Raw genomic sequence first — 16460 nt, forward strand, 5'->3', positions numbered from 1 at the left:
GTGGATGTCAGACGGGGCGACCGCACAGGAAGCCCCGGATCCATCCGACGACGCTCACGAAGGAGTCGCAATGAACCGCCTTGCCCGCCCGACCGACGGCCGGATGATCGGCGGAGTGTGCGCCGCGCTGGCTCGGCGCTTCGGCACCTCCGCGACCACGATGCGCGTGATCTTCCTGGTCTCCTGCTTGCTGCCCGGCCCGCAGTTCCTGCTCTACATAGCCCTGTGGATCCTCTTCCCCGCAGAGGGCAAGGCGACCCGCACGGCCTGGTGACGCGTACGGCCTGGTGACCAGCACGGCCTGGTGACCCGTGCCTGAGCACGCCGATGGGGCGCACCCGAGCGGGGGTGCGCCCCATCGGCGCGTACGGAGGCGGTTCGGGCCCGGTTCCGACGAGAGGGCCCGGTGGGGTGCCGCTCAGCCCAGCGGGATGCCGTTGACCGGTGCGCCGTGCGTGGGCAGGCCCTGGATGGGCAGACCGCCGAGCAGGCCGGCGACGGGCGCGGCGGGACCCTCGGCGAGGAGGTTCATGACGGCGGGCTGGGCGGCGGTGACGGCACTGCCGAGCGCGTTCTGGCCCTGGGTGACCGCCTCGCCCGTACCGGGCAGGGCCGAGGCGAGGCCGTCGACCGGCAGCGTGCTGGTGGCGTTGCCGAGCGCCGGGACCTCGGGGAGCGCGGGGGCGGCGTTGGCGGCGCCGGCTCCGGCGGCGGCGAAGGCGGCACCGAGAGCGGCGACACCGAGGGTCTTGGCAGCAGACTGCTTCATCTTCGTCCTTGCATGCTGTGACGGGGATTTGAGCGGTCCGAAACGGTAATCACGTGCGAGCGCGCCCCGCAAACATCGAAAAGCGGCCGAGTCGTCATCACCCGGCCGCTTCCCGTCCTTCGACTTCAGCCCTCTTCGCGCACAGAACCGCTGGTGGAGGCGGTCTGCTGGAACAGCCATTCGGACTTCAGCTCGGCATAACCAGGCTTGATCACGTCATTGATCATGGCCAGTCGTTCATCGAAAGGAATGAATGCTGATTTCATCGCATTGACTGTGAACCACTGCATGTCGTCGAGCGAATAACCGAAGGCGTCGACAAGGTGCTCGAATTCCCGGCTCATGCTGGTGCCGGACATCAGCCGGTTGTCGGTGTTGACGGTCGCCCGGAAGTGCAGGCGCCGCAGCAGCCCGATGGGGTGCTCGGCGTACGAGTCGGCGGCGCCCGTCTGGAGGTTGGAACTGGGGCACAGCTCCAGCGGCACCCGCTTGTCGCGTACGTACGAGGCGAGGCGGCCCAGTTTCACAGTGCCGTCGTCCTGCACCTGGATGTCGTCGATGATGCGCACGCCGTGGCCCAGCCGGTCGGCGCCGCACCACTGGAGCGCCTGCCAGATGGAGGGCAGCCCGAAGGCCTCGCCCGCGTGGATCGTGAAGTGGTTGTTCTCCCGCTTCAGATACTCGAAGGCGTCCAGGTGACGGGTGGGCGGGAAACCCGCCTCGGCGCCCGCGATGTCGAAGCCGACCACGCCCAGATCCCGGTAGCGGTTGGCCAGTTCGGCGATCTCCAGGGCGCGGGCCGCGTGCCGCATGGCGGTGAGCAGGGCGCCGACGCGGATGCGGTGGCCGTTCTCGCGGGCCAGCCGCTCGCCCTGCCGGAAACCCTCGTTGACGGCCTCGACGACCTCTTCGAGGGTCAGCCCGGCTTCCAGGTGCTGCTCGGGCGCGTACCGCACCTCGGCGTAGACGACGCCGTCCTCGGCGAGGTCCTCGGCGCACTCGGCCGCGACGCGGAACAGCGCCTCGCGGGTCTGCATGACGGCGCAGGTGTGCGCGAAGGTCTCCAGGTACCGCTCCAGCGAACCGGAGTCGGCGGCTTCGCGGAACCAGATGCCGAGCTTGTCGGCGTCCGTCTCCGGGAGGCCCGGGTAGCCCGCGTCACGGGCGAGGTCGACGATCGTGCCGGGGCGCAGGCCGCCGTCCAGGTGATCGTGCAGCAGGACCTTCGGCGCCCGGCGGATCTGCTCCGAGCTCGGGGTGTTCTTGGTCTGGCTCGTCATTTCCGCACTCTAACGCCTACGCGCGTAGATCTCTCCTTGCGCGGATCCGTCGATATGTAACGGTGACCGTGCGGACGGATGGCGTACACCATTACTTCTGACACTGTTTTGTCATGGCACAGCAAGCGACGCCGGTTCGCACGGCACGGCTGGGGCGGGCGCTCGGCACGGAGCCGACGGCGGTGAGCGGCGTGGTGCTGCTGCTGCCGGGCGGCGAGGAGACCTCGTCCCGCAGACCTTCACCGATGCTGGCGGCGGCGTCCGTCAGGGCGTTGGGCCGCCGGCTCGTCCGCGCGGGACGCACGGAGGGGCTGGCGGTGCACGTGGTGCACTACCGGTTCCGCGGCTGGAACGGCAGCGAGGCGCATCTGGCGCAGGACGCCGCGTGGGCCGCGGACGAGGTCGTACGACGCTACGGGGACGTGCCCGTCTGTCTGGCCGGGGTGGACATGGGTGGGCGGGCCGCCCTGCGCGCGGGAGGCCACGACGCCGTCAACTCCGTGCTGGCGCTGTCCCCCTGGCTGCCCGAGGAGGATGTCGCGGCACCGCCCGAACCGGTGAAGCAGCTCGGGGGGCGGCGGGTGATGATCGTGCACGGCACCAACGACCAGCGGACCGACCCCGAGTTGTCGTTCCGGCTCGCGGCGCGGGCCAAGAAGGCGAACCGGGACATCTGCCGGTTCGAGGTGCACTCGGACCGGCACGCGCTGCACGCGTTCCGCGACGAAGTGCACGCGCTCGCGGAGGACTTCGTGATGGGGGCGCTGTTCGGGCGGGCGTTCTCGCGGCCCGTGGAGGACGCGCTCGCGGCTCCGCCGCCACTGGGCCTGCGGATGCCGCTCGCGTCCGGCTTCGGGCAGTCGCTTCGCCGTCGATGAGCTTTCCGGGCCGGGACCGGCTGCGGGCGCGGCTCCGCCGCACCGCCGCACCGCCGCACCGCCGCACCGCCGCACCGCCGCACCGCCGCACCGCCGCACCGCCGCACCGGCGGAGAGATCCTGGCTGCCGCGGTTGCGGCACGGCGAACAGTCGCCTGAGCGCACGACATGATCCGGCCGAACTCGTTACCGCGCGGCCGCGTCCGGACGTGGCCGCGTACGGCAAAGCCTGGACGGGCTTCATGGCGCATTGCAGGATCTGGAGGCGCGCGCGGAAGACCTGCGCGGCCGAGGAATGTGAGACGCATACATGACCAAGCGTGGATTCGACCTGCCGCCGAAAGCGTCGCCGGACGTCATCGCCCAGCGTCACGAACTGGCCGACGCGGTCTGCCGGGAACTGCTCCGTGCCGGACTTCCCGCTTATCGGGGCGACGCCGACGGCGGCCCGTACACCGGCCCCGGAGCCGAGGCGCACCTGGATCCCCTCGTCGGTGGTGCGGTGTTCGTGGACTGGAATTCGTCCGGGGAGCTGACGCGGGCTGCCATCGATCTCTTCGAGAAAGGAATAGACCCCTCGGATCCGCCGGCTGTCTTCCGTCATTACGGAACGGTTCACCAGAACATGCGGGACGCGCTTCTGGCCATTCTGCGCTCCGCGGGATTCGAGGCCGAAGAGGCGGATCCGCATACGCACGGCGGTGCGATCCGCGTGTCCGGTTTCCGCCACTGATCCGTTCCCGTGCGCGTCGGTCACTCGCGTCGCTCACTCCGGCAGCAGCGAACCCCTCTTCGACAGCAGGAACTTCTTGAAGGCCGCCACCGGGGGTGTGTCCGGGTGGCCGTCGAGCCAGGCGACGCCGATCTCCCGGGCCGCCCGGGGGGCCGTGACCGTCAGTTCCACGACTCCTGGGCGGGGGACGGCCGGCGGGGGCAGGAGGGCCACTCCCAGGCCCGCCGCCACCAGGCCCCGCAGGGTCTCGGCCTCCTCGCCCTCGAAGGCGATCCGGGGGCGGAAGCCCGCCTGCCGGCAGAGGTCGTCGGTGATGCGGCGCAGGCCGTAGCCGGGTTCCAGGGTCACGAAGGCCTCGTCGGCGGCCTCCGCGAGGCGGATACGGCGGCGGGAGGCGAGGCGGTGGTCGGCCGGGACCACCAGGCGCAGTTTCTGCTCGTCCAGGCGGCGGCCGACCAGGTCGGGGGCGTCCGGGACGGGGGACGTGAGGCAGAGGTCGAGTTCGCCGGAGCGCAGGCGCTCGATCATCGCCTCGCCGTAGTTCTGGACGAGGCTGAAGCGGACGCGGGGGTGGTCGACGCGGAAGGCCCGGATCAGCGCCGGGACCGTCTCGGAGCCCATGGTGTGGAGGAAGCCGAAGGCGACCTTGCCGGTGGCGGGGTCGGCGTCGGCCCGTACCTCGTCGGCGGCCCGCTCGATCTCCGCGAGCGCCCGTTCGACGGAGCCGAGGAAGGTACGGCCGGCCGGGGTGAGGGAGACGGTGCGGCCCCGGCGGGCGAAGAGGTCCACTCCCAGGTCCTGTTCGAGGCGGACCATCGCCCGGGACAGCGTCGACTGCGGGACCTGCATCTCCTGCGCGGCCCGCGTCACATGCTCGGTGCGGGCGACCCCGGCGAAGTACGCCAGCCGCGGGGCGAGCAACCGCGACATGCCCGCGCTGTCTTCTGTGTCACCGGACGGTGACAGGCGACCCTCTGACCTCTGCTGATGCATCACAGGAACGATTATGGCGATTCCATGCATTGGACGGATGACGGGGAGGACTTTAGGTTCGAACCATGCCTTCCGCCAGTACCGGGGCGTCCACCAGCGTGGTCGCCCCCTCCGCCGCCGCCGCTCCCACCGAAGCCGTCGTCCCCACCGAAGTGGTCCCCGTCGACACCCGGCTGACCCCGGGCGGGCCCGGCTACCGCCGGATGAGCTTCGCCCTCTTCCTCGCCGGGGTCGCGACCTTCGCGCTCCTCTACTCCACCCAGGCTCTCCTCCCCCTGATCTCGCACGACTTCGGGGTCACGGCGAGCACCGCGAGCTGGACGGTGTCGGCGGCGACCGGCGCACTGGCCCTGTTCGTCCTGCCGCTGAGCGCGCTCTCCGAGCGATTCGGACGGCGTACGTTGATGACGGCGTCGCTCGCGGTCGCGGTGACCGTCGGACTGCTCGTGCCCTTCGCCCCCTCGGTCGGCTGGCTGGTCGCGCTGCGGGCCGTCCAGGGCGCGGCGCTGGCCGGACTGCCCGCCTCTGCGACGGCGTATCTGGCGGAGGAGGTACGGCCGAAGGCACTCATCACGGCCATCGGCCTGTTCGTCGCGGGCAACAGTGTCGGCGGGATGAGCGGCCGTGTCATCACCGGCTGGGTCGCGCAGGAGTGGGGCTGGCGGGTCGCCGTCGCGGTGATCGGCGTGATCGCGGTGGGCTGCGCCGTCGCCTTCCGGCTGCTGCTTCCCGCGCCCAAGCACTTCAAGGCGGGTTCGCTGCGCCCGGCGGCGCTGGTCCGTACGGTCCGGGACCACCTCGCGAACCCGCTGCTGCGCAGGCTGTACGCGATCGGCGCGCTGTTCATGACGGTGTTCGGCGCCGTCTACACGGTGATCGGCTACCGCCTCACCGACGCCCCGTTCTCCCTCCCGCAGGGCCTCATCGGCTCGATCTTCCTGGTCTACCTGGTCGGTACGGTCTCGGCGTCGACCGCCGGAAAGCTGGTGGGCCGGCTCGGGCGGCGCGGCGCGCTGTACCTGGCGGGCGCCACGACGACCGCGGGCCTGCTGGTGTCGCTGGCCGACTCCCTGCCGTTCGTGCTGCTCGGCCTCGTACTGATCACGGCCGGGTTCTTCGCCGGGCACGCGGTGGCGTCCTCCTCCGTCAGCCACACGGCGAAGGAGGGCCGCGCCCAGGCCTCGGCGCTCTACCAGTCCGCCTACTACCTGGGCTCCAGCGCGGGCGGCACACTCGGCGCGATCGCCTACCACTCCGGCGGCTGGGCCGGGACGGTCGCGCTCGGCCTGCTGGCGGTGGTCGGGGTCGGGGGCATCACGGTGCTCGGGTCGCACGCGGCGCGGACGCAGCGGCGGCTGGTGGCCGTGCGGCACTGACATTCCGGGGCCCGCTCGGGGGCGCCGGCGGACATGTGGGGTGCAGGTCAGGACAGTAACTGTCCTGACCTGCACCTTTTCCGTCTCGGGGGGCCATTGTCAGTGGGCTGCGGTAGCTTCCGGAGTGCCGGTACCGCAATGGGGCGGTGCTCGCACGGCGGACAAGGCCACAGGGGTGGGTTGGCTATGAGCGACGGTACGGCGACGGTGGAAGACCTCGATGTCCGGCTGGAGAAGCACCGGGTCGAGCTGACGGGGTACTGCTACCGGATGCTCGGCTCGTCCTTCGAGGCCGAGGACGCGGTCCAGGACACACTGGTGCGCGCCTGGCGCAGCTACGACAAGTTCGAGGGCCGCTCCTCGATGCGTTCGTGGCTGTACCGGATCGCGACGAACGTCTGCCTGGACATGCTGACCGCAGGCAACAAGCGGGCCCGGCCCATGGATCTGACGGACTCGACGCCCCTCGCCCAGGCCGCGCTGACGCCGCGCGCGGACAACACCTGGCTGGAGCCGATGCCGGACGCGCGCGTGCTGCCGACGGTCGCCGACCCGGCCGAGGCCGCCGTCGCCAAGGAGTCCGTGCGCCTCGCCTTCATGGCCGCCCTGCAGCAACTGCCGCCCAAGCAGCGGGCCGTGCTCATCCTGCGTGAGGTGCTGGCGTGGAAGGCGAGCGAGGTGGCCGAGCTGCTCGGCACGACGGTCGCCTCCGTGAACAGCGCGCTGCAGCGGGCGCGGGCGACGCTCTCGGAGAGCGGCAGCGGGAGTGCGGCGGCGCGGGCCGTCACCTCCGATCCGCTCGACGAGGAGCAGCAGAAACTGCTCGACCGCTATGTGGCCGCCTTCGAGGGGTACGACATGGCGGCGCTGACGGCCCTCCTGCACGAGGACGCCGTGATGACGATGCCGCCGTTCGACCTGTGGCTGACCGGGCCCTCGGACATCACGGGCTTCATGACGACGCTCGGCGCGGCCTGCGCGGACTCCCATCTGGTCCCGGTCGCGGTGAACGGACTGCCGGGCTTCGCCCAGTACAAGCCGGATCCCGAGACGGGCGGGCACACGGCGTGGGCCGTGCAGGTCCTGGAGATCTCAGAGGGGCGGATCACGGGGTTTCACTGCTTCCTCGACACGCAGCGGTGGTTCCCGCTGTTCGGGCTGCCGCTCCAGCTCGAAGGGCAGGGCGACGAGGGCGAGCAGCGCGCGTAGGGCGGGGTCCGGGGCGCGGAGTCTGAGGCGGCCTCCGGCGCGGCGGGCCGCGAGTTGCATCCTCGCCAGGGCGTCGACGGTCGTCAGGCCGGGTGGGCCCAGATCCCTGACGTCGCAGACGACGACGCGGGCCGTGGTGTCCTGAAGCCGTGCGCGCACGGCTTCGCAGAGCCGCGGCACGTCGTCCTTGGTGACGGGGCCGGGCAGTACGAGTACGTCGGGTGTCGAGGGGTCCACGTGCGGTAGACCCTGGCGGGGCGCGGAACTCATCGCGGGTGCGGGTGAGTGGGGGTTGCCCGCGCAGTTCCCCGCGCCCCTGAAAAGCCGGTCGATCGTCGGCTGACGGCCGGTGGGGGTGATCCGCGCCGTTCCCCGCGCCCCTGAGAGACGGGCTGGGCGCGGCTCCCAAGGGGCGCGGGGAACTGCGCGAACGGGGGCGAGGGGGCGCAGCCCCCATGCGGTGGCGGGGAGCCACACGGCCGGTGGGGCGTGCTCTCGGCTCTAGGGTTGGGTGTATGACCCATGAATCTTCGTCCGGCCCGTCCCGGATACCCGGGCCCCGCCACCCCCAGGCCTCGCTGGAGGTGCCGTGCAGGGCGTGCTGAACGGATTCGCGGTCATCGCGGTGGTCATCGGAGTCGGATACCTGATCGGGCGGCGGGGGTACCTCGGCGACAACGGACGGGAGGTGCTGACCAAGCTCGCCTTCCACGTCGCCACCCCCGCACTGCTCTTCACCACCCTCGCGCGGGCCGACCTGTCGGTGATCCTGTCGAACCGGCTGCTGGTGACGGCGGTCAGCACGTTCGCGGTGGCCGGGATCTTCGTCGCGGTCGGTGCCGTACGCCGCTGGGGCGTGGGCCGTACGACGATCGGCGCGCTCTGCTCCAGCTACGTCAACGCGGGCAACCTCGGAATCCCGATCGCCGTGTACGTCCTCGGGGACGCCTCGCTCGTCGCGCCGGTCCTGCTGTTCCAGCAGATCTTGATGACGCCGGTCGCGCTGACGGTCCTCGACCTGTCCGGCGCGGGCGAGAAGCAGCCGCTCTGGCGGCAGGTCACCGCTCCCGTCCGCAACCCCGTCGGGATCGGCTCACTGGCCGGCGTGGCCGTCTCGGCGACCGGGCTGACCGTCCCGGGACCCGTCATGGACCCGTTGACCCTGATCGGGAACATGTCCGTACCGGCCGTCCTGCTCGCCTTCGGAATCTCCCTGTGCGGCAGCACGATGCCGGGCCGGGGCGCCGACCGGGCACCCGTACTGCTCTCCGTCGCCCTGAAGTCCGTGGGCCAGCCCCTGGCCGCCTGGGCGCTGGCGGCGGGCGTCTTCGGACTGCGGGGCGAACCCCTGCTCGACGTGGTGGTCACCTCGGCCCTGCCGGCCGCCCAGAACCTCTTCACCTACGCCTCCCGCTACCGCGTCGGCGAGGTCCTGGCCCGCGAGTCGATACTGCTGTCGACGATGCTGGCGGTACCGGTGCTGGTGGTGATCGCGGCGTTGCTGGGATGAGGCCCTCGACAGCACCGGAACGGGGAACGGGACCGGTGGTCGTCCGCCGGTCCCGTTCCCCGTTCCGCACTTCGATCCACCCGCCTCAGGCGATACGTTCCCGCACCACCGGTGCCGTCGTGAACGCCGTGCCGGGGGCCGCCACCTCGTACGAGTCCGTCACCGCTTCCAGTGCGTACGCGAAGCGTTCCGGGGTGTCCGTGTGGAGGGTGAGGAGCGGCTGGCCCTCGGTCACCGTGTCGCCGGGCTTGGCGTGGAGTTCGATGCCCGCGGCGGCCTGCACCGGGTCCTCCTTGCGGGCGCGGCCCGCGCCCAGGCGCCAGGCGGCGACGCCGATGTCGTACGCGTCGAGGCGGGTCAGGACGCCGGAGGCGGCGGCCTTGACCACGTGCTGCTCGCGGGACGTGGGGAGGGGGGCGTCGGGGTCGCCGCCCTGCGCCGTGATCATGCGGCGCCACGCGTCCATCGCCGAGCCGTCGGCCAGTGCCTTCGCCGGGTCGGCGTCCTTGATGCCCGCCGCGTCCAGCATCTCGCGGGCCAGGGCGAGGGTGAGTTCCACGACGTCGGACGGGCCGCCGCCGGCCAGGACCTCCACCGACTCGCGGACCTCCAAGGCGTTGCCCGCGGTGAGGCCGAGCGGGGTGGACATGTCGGTGAGGAGCGCGACCGTCCGTACGCCGTGGTCCGCGCCCAGGCCCACCATCGTGGAGGCCAGCTCGCGGGCGTCCTCGATCGTCTTCATGAAGGCGCCGGTGCCGACCTTGACGTCCAGGACGAGCGAGCCCGTACCCTCCGCGATCTTCTTCGACATGATCGAGGAGGCGATCAGCGGGATCGCCTCGACCGTGCCGGTCACGTCCCGCAGCGCGTAGAGCTTCTTGTCCGCCGGGGCGAGGCCGTCGCCCGCCGCGCAGATCACCGCGCCGACCGAGTCGAGCACGGAGAGCATCTCGTCGTTCGAGAGCGCGGCGCGCCAGCCCGGGATCGACTCCAGCTTGTCGAGGGTGCCGCCGGTGTGGCCGAGACCGCGGCCGGACAGCTGCGGGACGGCCGCGCCGCAGGCCGCCACGAGCGGGGCCAGCGGGAGCGTGATCTTGTCGCCGACGCCGCCCGTGGAGTGCTTGTCGGCCGTCGGGCGGGACAGGGACGAGAAGTCCATGCGTTCGCCGGAGGCGATCATCGCGGCGGTCCAGGTGGAGATCTCCCGGCGGTTCATGCCGTTGAGCAGGATCGCCATGTTGAGGGCGGCCATCTGGTAGTCGGCCACGTCACCGCGCGTGTACGCGTCGATGACCCAGTCGATCTGTCCGTCGCTCAGCTCGCCGCGGTCCCGCTTGGTGCGGATCACGGAGATGGCGTCCATCGACGACGAAGTCATGGCTTCCCTTCGGTAGTGCGGCGGCCCCTCCCGGTGTCCTGACGACACACGAAGCGAAGGGGCCGCAGGTGACACATGAATTACCTGGTGAGGTGCTCGGGGCCGAAGGCCTGCGGGAGCATCTCGGAGAGCGGGAGGAGACCGGCCGGGGTCTCCAGGACGAGGTCGGGGCCGCCGAACTCGTACAGGAGCTGGCGGCAGCGGCCGCAGGGGACGAGGATCTCGCCGCGGCCGTCCACGCACGTGAAGTGCGTGAGCCGGCCTCCCCCGGTGTTCTGGAGCTGTGAGACCAGCCCGCATTCGGCGCACAGGCCCAGGCCGTAAGAGGCGTTCTCGACGTTGCAGCCGGAGACCACCCGGCCGTCGTCGACCAGGGCCGCGACTCCGACCGGGTAGCCCGAGTAGGGGGCGTACGCGCGGGACATCGCCTCGCGCGCCACCTCCCGCAGGGCCTTCCAGTCGACCTCGGCCGGTTCGGTCCCGGCCGTCGTCACTTGCCCTGCCCTCGCCGGTACGGCATGCCGTCCGCCTTCGGCATCCGCAGGCGCTGCGCGGAGAGTGCGAGGACGAGCAGCGTGACGACGTACGGGGTGGCGGTGACGACCTGGTTCGGGACCTCGTTGGTCGTGGTGTACCAGAGGAAGACCAGGACGCCGATGAGCGTGGTGATCGCCGCGTTGACGTACCGCTTCTTCCATACGAAGTAGGCCGCACCGATGATCAGGAGCAGGGCCAGCAGGAGCAGCAGCGCGTGGACGTTGGTGCCGCCGCCGCGGAGCTTGAGGCTGTCGGTGTAGCCGAACAGGCCGGCGCCCAGGGCGAGTCCGCCCGGCATCCAGTTGCCGAAGATCATCGCGGCGAGGCCGATGTAGCCGCGCCCGCCGGTCTGGCCCTCCAGGTAGATGTTGGAGGCGACCAGGGAGAGGAAGGCGCCGCCGAGTCCGGCGAAGCCGCCGGAGATGACGACGGCCAGGTACTTGTACTTGTAGACGTTGACGCCGAGCGACTCGGCCGCGACCGGGTTCTCGCCGCAGGAGCGCAGGCGCAGGCCGAAGGAGGTGCGCCACAGCACCCACCAGGTGACCGGGACGAGCAGGACGGCGATCACGGTGAGCGGCGACAGGTCGGTGAAGAGGCCGCCGACGAGACCGGCGAGGTCGGAGACCAGGAACCAGTGTTTGCCGTTGAGGGTCTGCAGCCAGTCCGAGAGACCTGGGATGTCGAAGGTGCCGAGCGAGTCGACGGGCGGCGACTGCTTCGACGTGCCGCCCTCCTCGCCCTCGAAGGCGAAGGTCGACAGATAGCGGGTGGCACCGAGGGCCAGGATGTTGATGGCCACACCGGAGACGATGTGGTTGACGTTGAAGGTGACCGTGACGACCGCGTGCAGCAGGCCGCCGAGCGCGCCGCCGATGATGCCGAAGGCGACACCGGTCCACGGGCCCCACTGGAAACCGGCCCAGGCACCGAACCAGGTGCCGAGGATCATCATGCCTTCGAGGCCGATGTTGACGACGCCCGCGCGCTCGGCCCACAGTCCGCCGAGTCCCGCGAGGCCGATCGGTACGGCCAGGCGCAGGGCGGTGGACATCTGGCCGGTGGAGGTGATGCCGTTCGCGTCGGTGACGAGGCGGACGACGGAGACGAGGACCAGCAGGCCCGCGATGAGCAGGAGCAGGACCGGGAGCGAGATACGGCGGCGGCCCCGGGCGGGCTTCGGCGCCTGCGGCTTGGCGACGGTTGCGGTGCTCATCGGGCAGCCACCTCCTTCTTGGAGTTGTCGTTGGCGGCGGCGGCCAGTTCGGCACCGACACGCCGCTGCTGGCGGCGCAGGCCCCAGACGCGTACGGCCTCGTAGGAGACGACGACCGCGATCACGATGAGACCCTGCATGATCACCGCGATCTCCTTGTCGTACGCGACCGGGGTCGCGTAGTCGAGGGCGGGTGAGGCCTTGTCGAGGAAGGCGACCAGCAGGGCGGCGAAGGCGATGCCGACCGGGTTGTTGCGGCCGAGCAGCGCGATGGTGATGCCGGTGAAGCCGAGGCCCGTCGGGAAGGACAGGCTGTAGGTGTGGGCGTCGCCGAGGAGGATCGGCAGGCCCGCGAGGCCCGCCATGCCGCCGGAGATCAGCATCGCGGTGAGGACCATGCGCTTGGCGTCCACGCCGGAGGCGGCCGCGGCGGTCTCGGAGGCGCCGGTGGCACGCAGGTCGAAGCCGAAGCGGGTGCGGTTGAGGACCAGCCAGTACAGGACACCGGCGAGTACGGCGATCAGGGTGAAGCCGTAGATCTCGCCCGCGTCGCCCATGTCGAAGCCGGGGAACCAGCCGGACTCCTTCATCACGCCGGTGGTCTGGTTGTTGCCGAGCGGCTGGCCCCAGACCTCGGTGAGGGTGAGGTAGCCGATGAGGCTGGTGGCGATGGCGTTGAGCATGATCGTCGCGACGACCTCGCTCACTCCGCGGGTCACCTTGAGGACACCCGCGATCCCGGCCCAGAAGGCGCCGGTGAGCACGGCGATCAGCATCAGGAACGGGATCTGCAGGGCGGCGGGCAGCGAGACGTGCGCGCCGACGACCGCGGTCATCATGGCGGCGAGGCGGTACTGGCCGTCGACGCCGATGTTGAAGAGGTTCATCCGGAAGCCGACGGCGACCGCGAGGGCGGCCAGGTAGTAGACGCCGGCCTGGTTGATGATCAGGACCTGGACGTCGGCGAAACCGGCCTGCTCGAACATCAGGGTGTACGGCTCGATCGGGCTCTTGCCCGAGGCGAGCAGCACGAACGAGGTCAGCACCACGGCCGCCACGAGCGCGATGACCGGTCCGGCCACCGCGAGGAGCACGCGCTCCTTGTCGAACTTCTTCATCGGGCCTCGTCCTCCGGGGCTGCCTCTGCGGCTTCCGCCACCTGGCTTGACTGCTGTTCGTGCTCCACGTGCTCCAGGTGTCCGGAGGCCGCGCCCGTCATGGCCGAGCCCAGCTCCTCCGGGGTGACGGCCGCCGGGTCGGCGTCCGCGACGAGCCGGCCGTTGTAGATCACCCGGAGGGTGTCGGAGAGGCCGATCAGCTCGTCCAGGTCCGCGGAGATCAGCAGCACGGCGAGCCCCTCACGGCGGGCCTCGCGGATCTGGTCCCAGATCGCGGCCTGCGCGCCGACGTCCACACCGCGGGTGGGGTGGGCGGCGATCAGGAAGCGCGGCTTATGGCTCATCTCGCGGCCGACGATCAGCTTCTGCTGGTTGCCGCCGGACAGGGAGGCCGCCGTGACGTCGATGCCGGGCGTCCGGACGTCGTACTCCTCGACGATGCGGCGGGTGTCGGCCTGGGCGCCCTTGATGTCGAGCCACCTGCCCTTGCCCTTGGAGTTGGGCTTCTCGGTGACATGGCCGAGGATGCGGTTCTCCCAGAGCGGGGCTTCGAGGAGCAGGCCGTGGCGGTGGCGGTCCTCGGGGATGTAGCCGACGCCCTGTTCGCGGCGCTTGCGGGTGGGCCAGGAGGTCATCTCCTCGCCGATGAAGCGGATGGTGCCCGAGTCGGCGTTCTTCAGGCCGATCAGGGCGTCGACCAGTTCGGTCTGGCCGTTGCCCTCGACCCCGGCGATGCCCATGACCTCACCGGCGTGGATGGTGAAGGTGACGTCGTCCAGGACGCGCTTGGCGTCGCCGCCGGCCGCGTCGCCCGCGAGGGAGCCGGCGGCCGGGGTGTCTCCGACGGTGCCGGTCTCGCCGAGCGAGGCGCCGCCGGCCGCGTACACGGTGAGGCCCTCGACCTGGATGACGGGCTTGTCGGTGACCGTCGACTCGGCGGTCTCCGGGGTGGGCAGTTCGCTGCCGACCATCATCTCGGCGAGCTGGCGGGAGGTGGTCTCGGCGGGGACGGCCGTGCCGACCGTCGTGCCGCGGCGGATGACGGTGATCTCGTCGGCGACCGACAGGACCTCGCCCAGCTTGTGGGAGATGAAGATGACGGACAGGCCCTCGGCCTTCAGCTCGCGGAGGTTGTCGAAGAGCGCGTCGACCTCCTGCGGCACGAGGACGGCGGTGGGCTCGTCGAGGATCAGGATGCGGGCGCCGCGGTAGAGGACCTTGAGGATCTCCACGCGCTGGCGGTCGGCGACACCGAGGTCCTCGACGAGGGCGTCCGGGCGGACCCCGAGGCCGTAGCGCTCGGAGATCTCCCTGATCTTGTCGCGGGCGGCGCCGCCGATGCCGTACAGCTTCTCGCTGCCGAGGACGACGTTCTCCAGGACGGTGAGGTAGTCGGCCAGCATGAAGTGCTGATGGACCATGCCGATGCCGCGCGCGATGGCGTCGGCGGGGCTGGTGAAGGCGACCTGCTCGCCGTCGACCGCGATGGTGCCCTCGTCCGGCTTCTGCATGCCGTAGAGGATCTTCATCAGGGTGGACTTGCCGGCCCCGTTCTCGCCGACGAGGGCGTGCACGGTGCCCTTGCGGACGGACAGGTGGATGTCGTGGTTGGCGACGATACCGGGGAAGCGCTTGGTGATCCCCGCCAGTTCGACCGACACGGGCGACTGCGACGGGGACGGTGACTGTGCGGCGAGCGGAGGGCTGCTGGACGCGTCGATGGCGTACTCCTTGGAAAAGGGGCCGATCTACGCGCGTAGCGCCCCTGCTTCAACTACTACTGCGGAGTCGGATGTTCTGGATGTATCCAGGAGCACCCAGGCATATCAATGCCTCCCGGACAGAACCGGATCATCCGCCGCGCGAACGGGGCGCGGGAAGGCCATCCTTCCCACACCCCGTTTTCGCGACCGTAACGCTGCCATTACAGCGCCCGATTGACCATGGTTACCGCGGACGGTTACTACGAGGTCTTGACCTTGATGGTGCCGTCGTTGATGCCCGTGGTGGCCTTCTCCAGAGCCGCCTGCAGCTTGGCGTTGCCCTTGAAGTCGGGGTTCGAGTCCGCGAGGCCGACACCGCCGGTCTTGAGGGAGGCGCGCACGACACCCGTCTCGGGCTTGCCGTCCTGGACCGACTTGGCGAGGTTGTAGACCGCGCCCTCGACGTCCTTGGTGGCCGAGGTGAGGATGTACTGCTTGTACGCCTTGAGGGCGTCCTGGCTGTACTGGTCGGAGTCGACACCGATCGCCCACACCTTGGCGGCGGAAGCGGCCTCGATGACGCCCTGACCGGACAGGCCCGCGGCGTGGTAGACCACGTCGGCGCCGTCCTCGATCTGGCCCTCGGCGGCGGTCTTGCCCTTGTCCGGGCTGGCGAACCCGCCGTCCTCGGCCTTCTCGGTCAGGAACTGCGAGACGACCTTGACCTTCGGGTTCGTGTCCGCGACACCCTGCTTGTAGCCCGCCTCGAACTTGTGGATCAGCGGGATGTCCACGCCGCCGACGAAGCCGACGGTCTTGGACTTGGTGGTGAGGGCCGCGGTGACACCCGCGAGGTACGAGGACTCCTCCTCGTGGAAGACCATGTCGGCGACGTTCTTCTTGTCGATCGTCTCGTCGTCGACGATGCCGAACGTGGTCTTCGGGAACTTCTCGGCGACCTCGGCGACCGCCGGCGCGTAGGCGTAGCCCACGCCGACCACCGGGTTGTAGCCCGCCTTGGCCAGCGTCTGCAGGCGCTGCACCTTGTCGGCGTCGGACTCGCCGTCGGTGGGCTCGACGGCCTTGGAGCCGTACTTGAACTCCGAGGCGGCCTTCTCCATTCCGCGGGTCGCGGCGTCGTTGAAGGACTGGTCGCCCTTGCCGCCGACGTCGTACGCGAGGGCGATGCCCTTGCTCTTGCCGTCGCCGCTGTCTGCGGCGTCGTTGGACGTGCCGCCGCAAGCAGCGAGGGCGGCGGTGAGGGTAGCGGTCGCAACGCCCGCGACAGCGATTCGGGACACCCGGCGCATGGAACGTGACTCCTTTGTGCAAGCGCCCATACCAGGCGCTGGTTCCGCCGCAGCGTAACGCGCGTAGACCAGACGGAAAACCCCTTCTGTCCGGTCCGTTATCGAGCTGTGGCCACAGATGCCGTACAGACTACGGAACGTCGAACGCCCCTTGCGGGAGGCAAGGGGCGCGCGACCTGCGACGGAGTCTGCCGGCAGGGCTACCGGCCGGTACGCGAGGCGTACGGGCCGGGTGTGTCGTCGACCGCGGGCTCATGGGGGCCGGCCCCCTTGAGGGGGCGGGGCTGCGCCCCTGCCCGGCCCGCGGTAGCCGGTCGACCGACGGCCGGTGGGGGTGACCCGCGCAGTTCCCCGCGCCCCCAGAGGTGGCGGGGCTGCGCCCCTGCCCGGCCCGCGGTAGCCGGTCGACCGACGGCCGGTGGGGGTGACCCGCGCAGTTCCCCGCGCCCC

At 70.7% G+C, this 16460-nt stretch carries 16 protein-coding genes; 6 read left to right on the plus strand and 10 right to left on the minus strand.

Going from position 1 to position 16460, the window contains the following annotated elements:
- Positions 1-70 precede the first annotated feature (70 nt).
- Entirely contained in the window at positions 71-274 is a 204-nt protein-coding gene (locus C6Y14_RS32020) for a PspC domain-containing protein (RefSeq protein WP_107020361.1), read from the plus strand.
- A gap of 144 nt (positions 275-418) precedes the next feature.
- Here C6Y14_RS32020 and C6Y14_RS32025 read toward each other — a convergent pair whose 3' ends face one another.
- Together C6Y14_RS32025 and C6Y14_RS32030 are read right to left on the minus strand one after the other, a co-directional pair.
- On the minus strand, positions 419-769 hold the full coding sequence (locus tag C6Y14_RS32025; protein ID WP_107020362.1) for an ATP-binding protein: 351 nt from the start codon (positions 767-769) through the stop codon (positions 419-421).
- Positions 770-894: 125 nt separating this feature from the next.
- Positions 895-2049, minus strand: coding sequence for an adenosine deaminase (locus tag C6Y14_RS32030; RefSeq protein ID WP_107020363.1), 1155 nt, complete (start codon positions 2047-2049; stop codon positions 895-897).
- Positions 2050-2162: 113 nt separating this feature from the next.
- Here C6Y14_RS32030 and C6Y14_RS32035 point away from each other — a divergent pair, with 113 nt between their 5' ends.
- Both C6Y14_RS32035 and C6Y14_RS32045 read left to right on the plus strand, forming a co-directional pair.
- Positions 2163-2927, plus strand: coding sequence for a dienelactone hydrolase family protein (locus C6Y14_RS32035; protein WP_107020364.1), 765 nt, complete (start codon positions 2163-2165; stop codon positions 2925-2927).
- Positions 2928-3237: 310 nt separating this feature from the next.
- Positions 3238-3660 (plus strand): hypothetical protein, encoded by a 423-nt coding sequence (locus C6Y14_RS32045; RefSeq protein ID WP_107020365.1) that lies wholly within the window; start codon positions 3238-3240, stop codon positions 3658-3660.
- Between the two features lie 33 nt (positions 3661-3693).
- On the opposite strand, the gene C6Y14_RS32050 is transcribed toward C6Y14_RS32045, so the two are convergent.
- Positions 3694-4656, minus strand: a complete 963-nt coding sequence (locus C6Y14_RS32050) for a LysR family transcriptional regulator (RefSeq protein ID WP_199854935.1) — start codon at positions 4654-4656, stop codon at positions 3694-3696.
- 62 nt (positions 4657-4718) lie between these two features.
- Between C6Y14_RS32050 and C6Y14_RS32055 the strand changes: the two genes are divergently transcribed.
- Both C6Y14_RS32055 and C6Y14_RS32060 read left to right on the plus strand, forming a co-directional pair.
- Positions 4719-6029 carry an MFS transporter gene (locus C6Y14_RS32055; RefSeq protein ID WP_107020367.1) on the plus strand — a complete coding sequence of 437 codons (1311 nt, stop codon included), beginning with the start codon at positions 4719-4721 and terminating at the stop codon, positions 6027-6029.
- Between the two features lie 186 nt (positions 6030-6215).
- Positions 6216-7238 (plus strand): sigma-70 family RNA polymerase sigma factor, encoded by a 1023-nt coding sequence (locus C6Y14_RS32060; protein WP_107020368.1) that lies wholly within the window; start codon positions 6216-6218, stop codon positions 7236-7238.
- Here C6Y14_RS32060 and C6Y14_RS32065 read toward each other — a convergent pair.
- Positions 7122-7508: an STAS domain-containing protein gene (locus C6Y14_RS32065; RefSeq protein ID WP_159074344.1), complete on the minus strand. Its 387-nt coding sequence runs from the start codon at positions 7506-7508 to the stop codon at positions 7122-7124. The genes C6Y14_RS32060 and C6Y14_RS32065 overlap by 117 nt on opposite strands.
- Before the next feature lie 319 nt (positions 7509-7827).
- Between C6Y14_RS32065 and C6Y14_RS32070 the strand changes: the two genes are divergently transcribed.
- A complete protein-coding gene (locus C6Y14_RS32070; protein WP_107020369.1) occupies positions 7828-8748 on the plus strand; it encodes an AEC family transporter in 921 nt (306 codons plus the stop codon).
- Positions 8749-8833: 85 nt separating this feature from the next.
- Here C6Y14_RS32070 and C6Y14_RS32075 read toward each other — a convergent pair whose 3' ends face one another.
- From C6Y14_RS32075 to C6Y14_RS32100, 6 genes are all read right to left on the minus strand, one after another.
- Complete coding sequence (locus C6Y14_RS32075) at positions 8834-10111, minus strand: thymidine phosphorylase (RefSeq protein WP_199854941.1); 1278 nt, start codon at positions 10109-10111, stop codon at positions 8834-8836.
- Between the two features lie 95 nt (positions 10112-10206).
- A complete protein-coding gene (locus C6Y14_RS32080) occupies positions 10207-10620 on the minus strand; it encodes a cytidine deaminase (protein WP_107020371.1) in 414 nt (137 codons plus the stop codon).
- Entirely contained in the window at positions 10617-11879 is a 1263-nt protein-coding gene (locus C6Y14_RS32085) for an ABC transporter permease (protein ID WP_107020372.1), read from the minus strand. Before C6Y14_RS32085 ends, C6Y14_RS32080 begins: the two co-directional genes overlap by 4 nt.
- Positions 11876-12997 carry an ABC transporter permease gene (locus tag C6Y14_RS32090; protein WP_107020373.1) on the minus strand — a complete coding sequence of 374 codons (1122 nt, stop codon included), beginning with the start codon at positions 12995-12997 and terminating at the stop codon, positions 11876-11878. The genes C6Y14_RS32085 and C6Y14_RS32090 overlap by 4 nt, the downstream gene beginning before the upstream one ends.
- A complete protein-coding gene (locus C6Y14_RS32095) occupies positions 12994-14658 on the minus strand; it encodes an ABC transporter ATP-binding protein (RefSeq protein WP_107020374.1) in 1665 nt (554 codons plus the stop codon). The genes C6Y14_RS32090 and C6Y14_RS32095 overlap by 4 nt, the downstream gene beginning before the upstream one ends.
- Before the next feature lie 302 nt (positions 14659-14960).
- A complete protein-coding gene (locus tag C6Y14_RS32100; RefSeq protein ID WP_107020375.1) occupies positions 14961-16010 on the minus strand; it encodes a BMP family lipoprotein in 1050 nt (349 codons plus the stop codon).
- Positions 16011-16460: the final 450 nt, after the last annotated feature.

This window comes from Streptomyces dioscori, from assembly GCF_003024195.1.
In the GTDB taxonomy this organism is placed as follows: Bacteria; Actinomycetota; Actinomycetes; order Streptomycetales; family Streptomycetaceae; genus Streptomyces; species Streptomyces dioscori.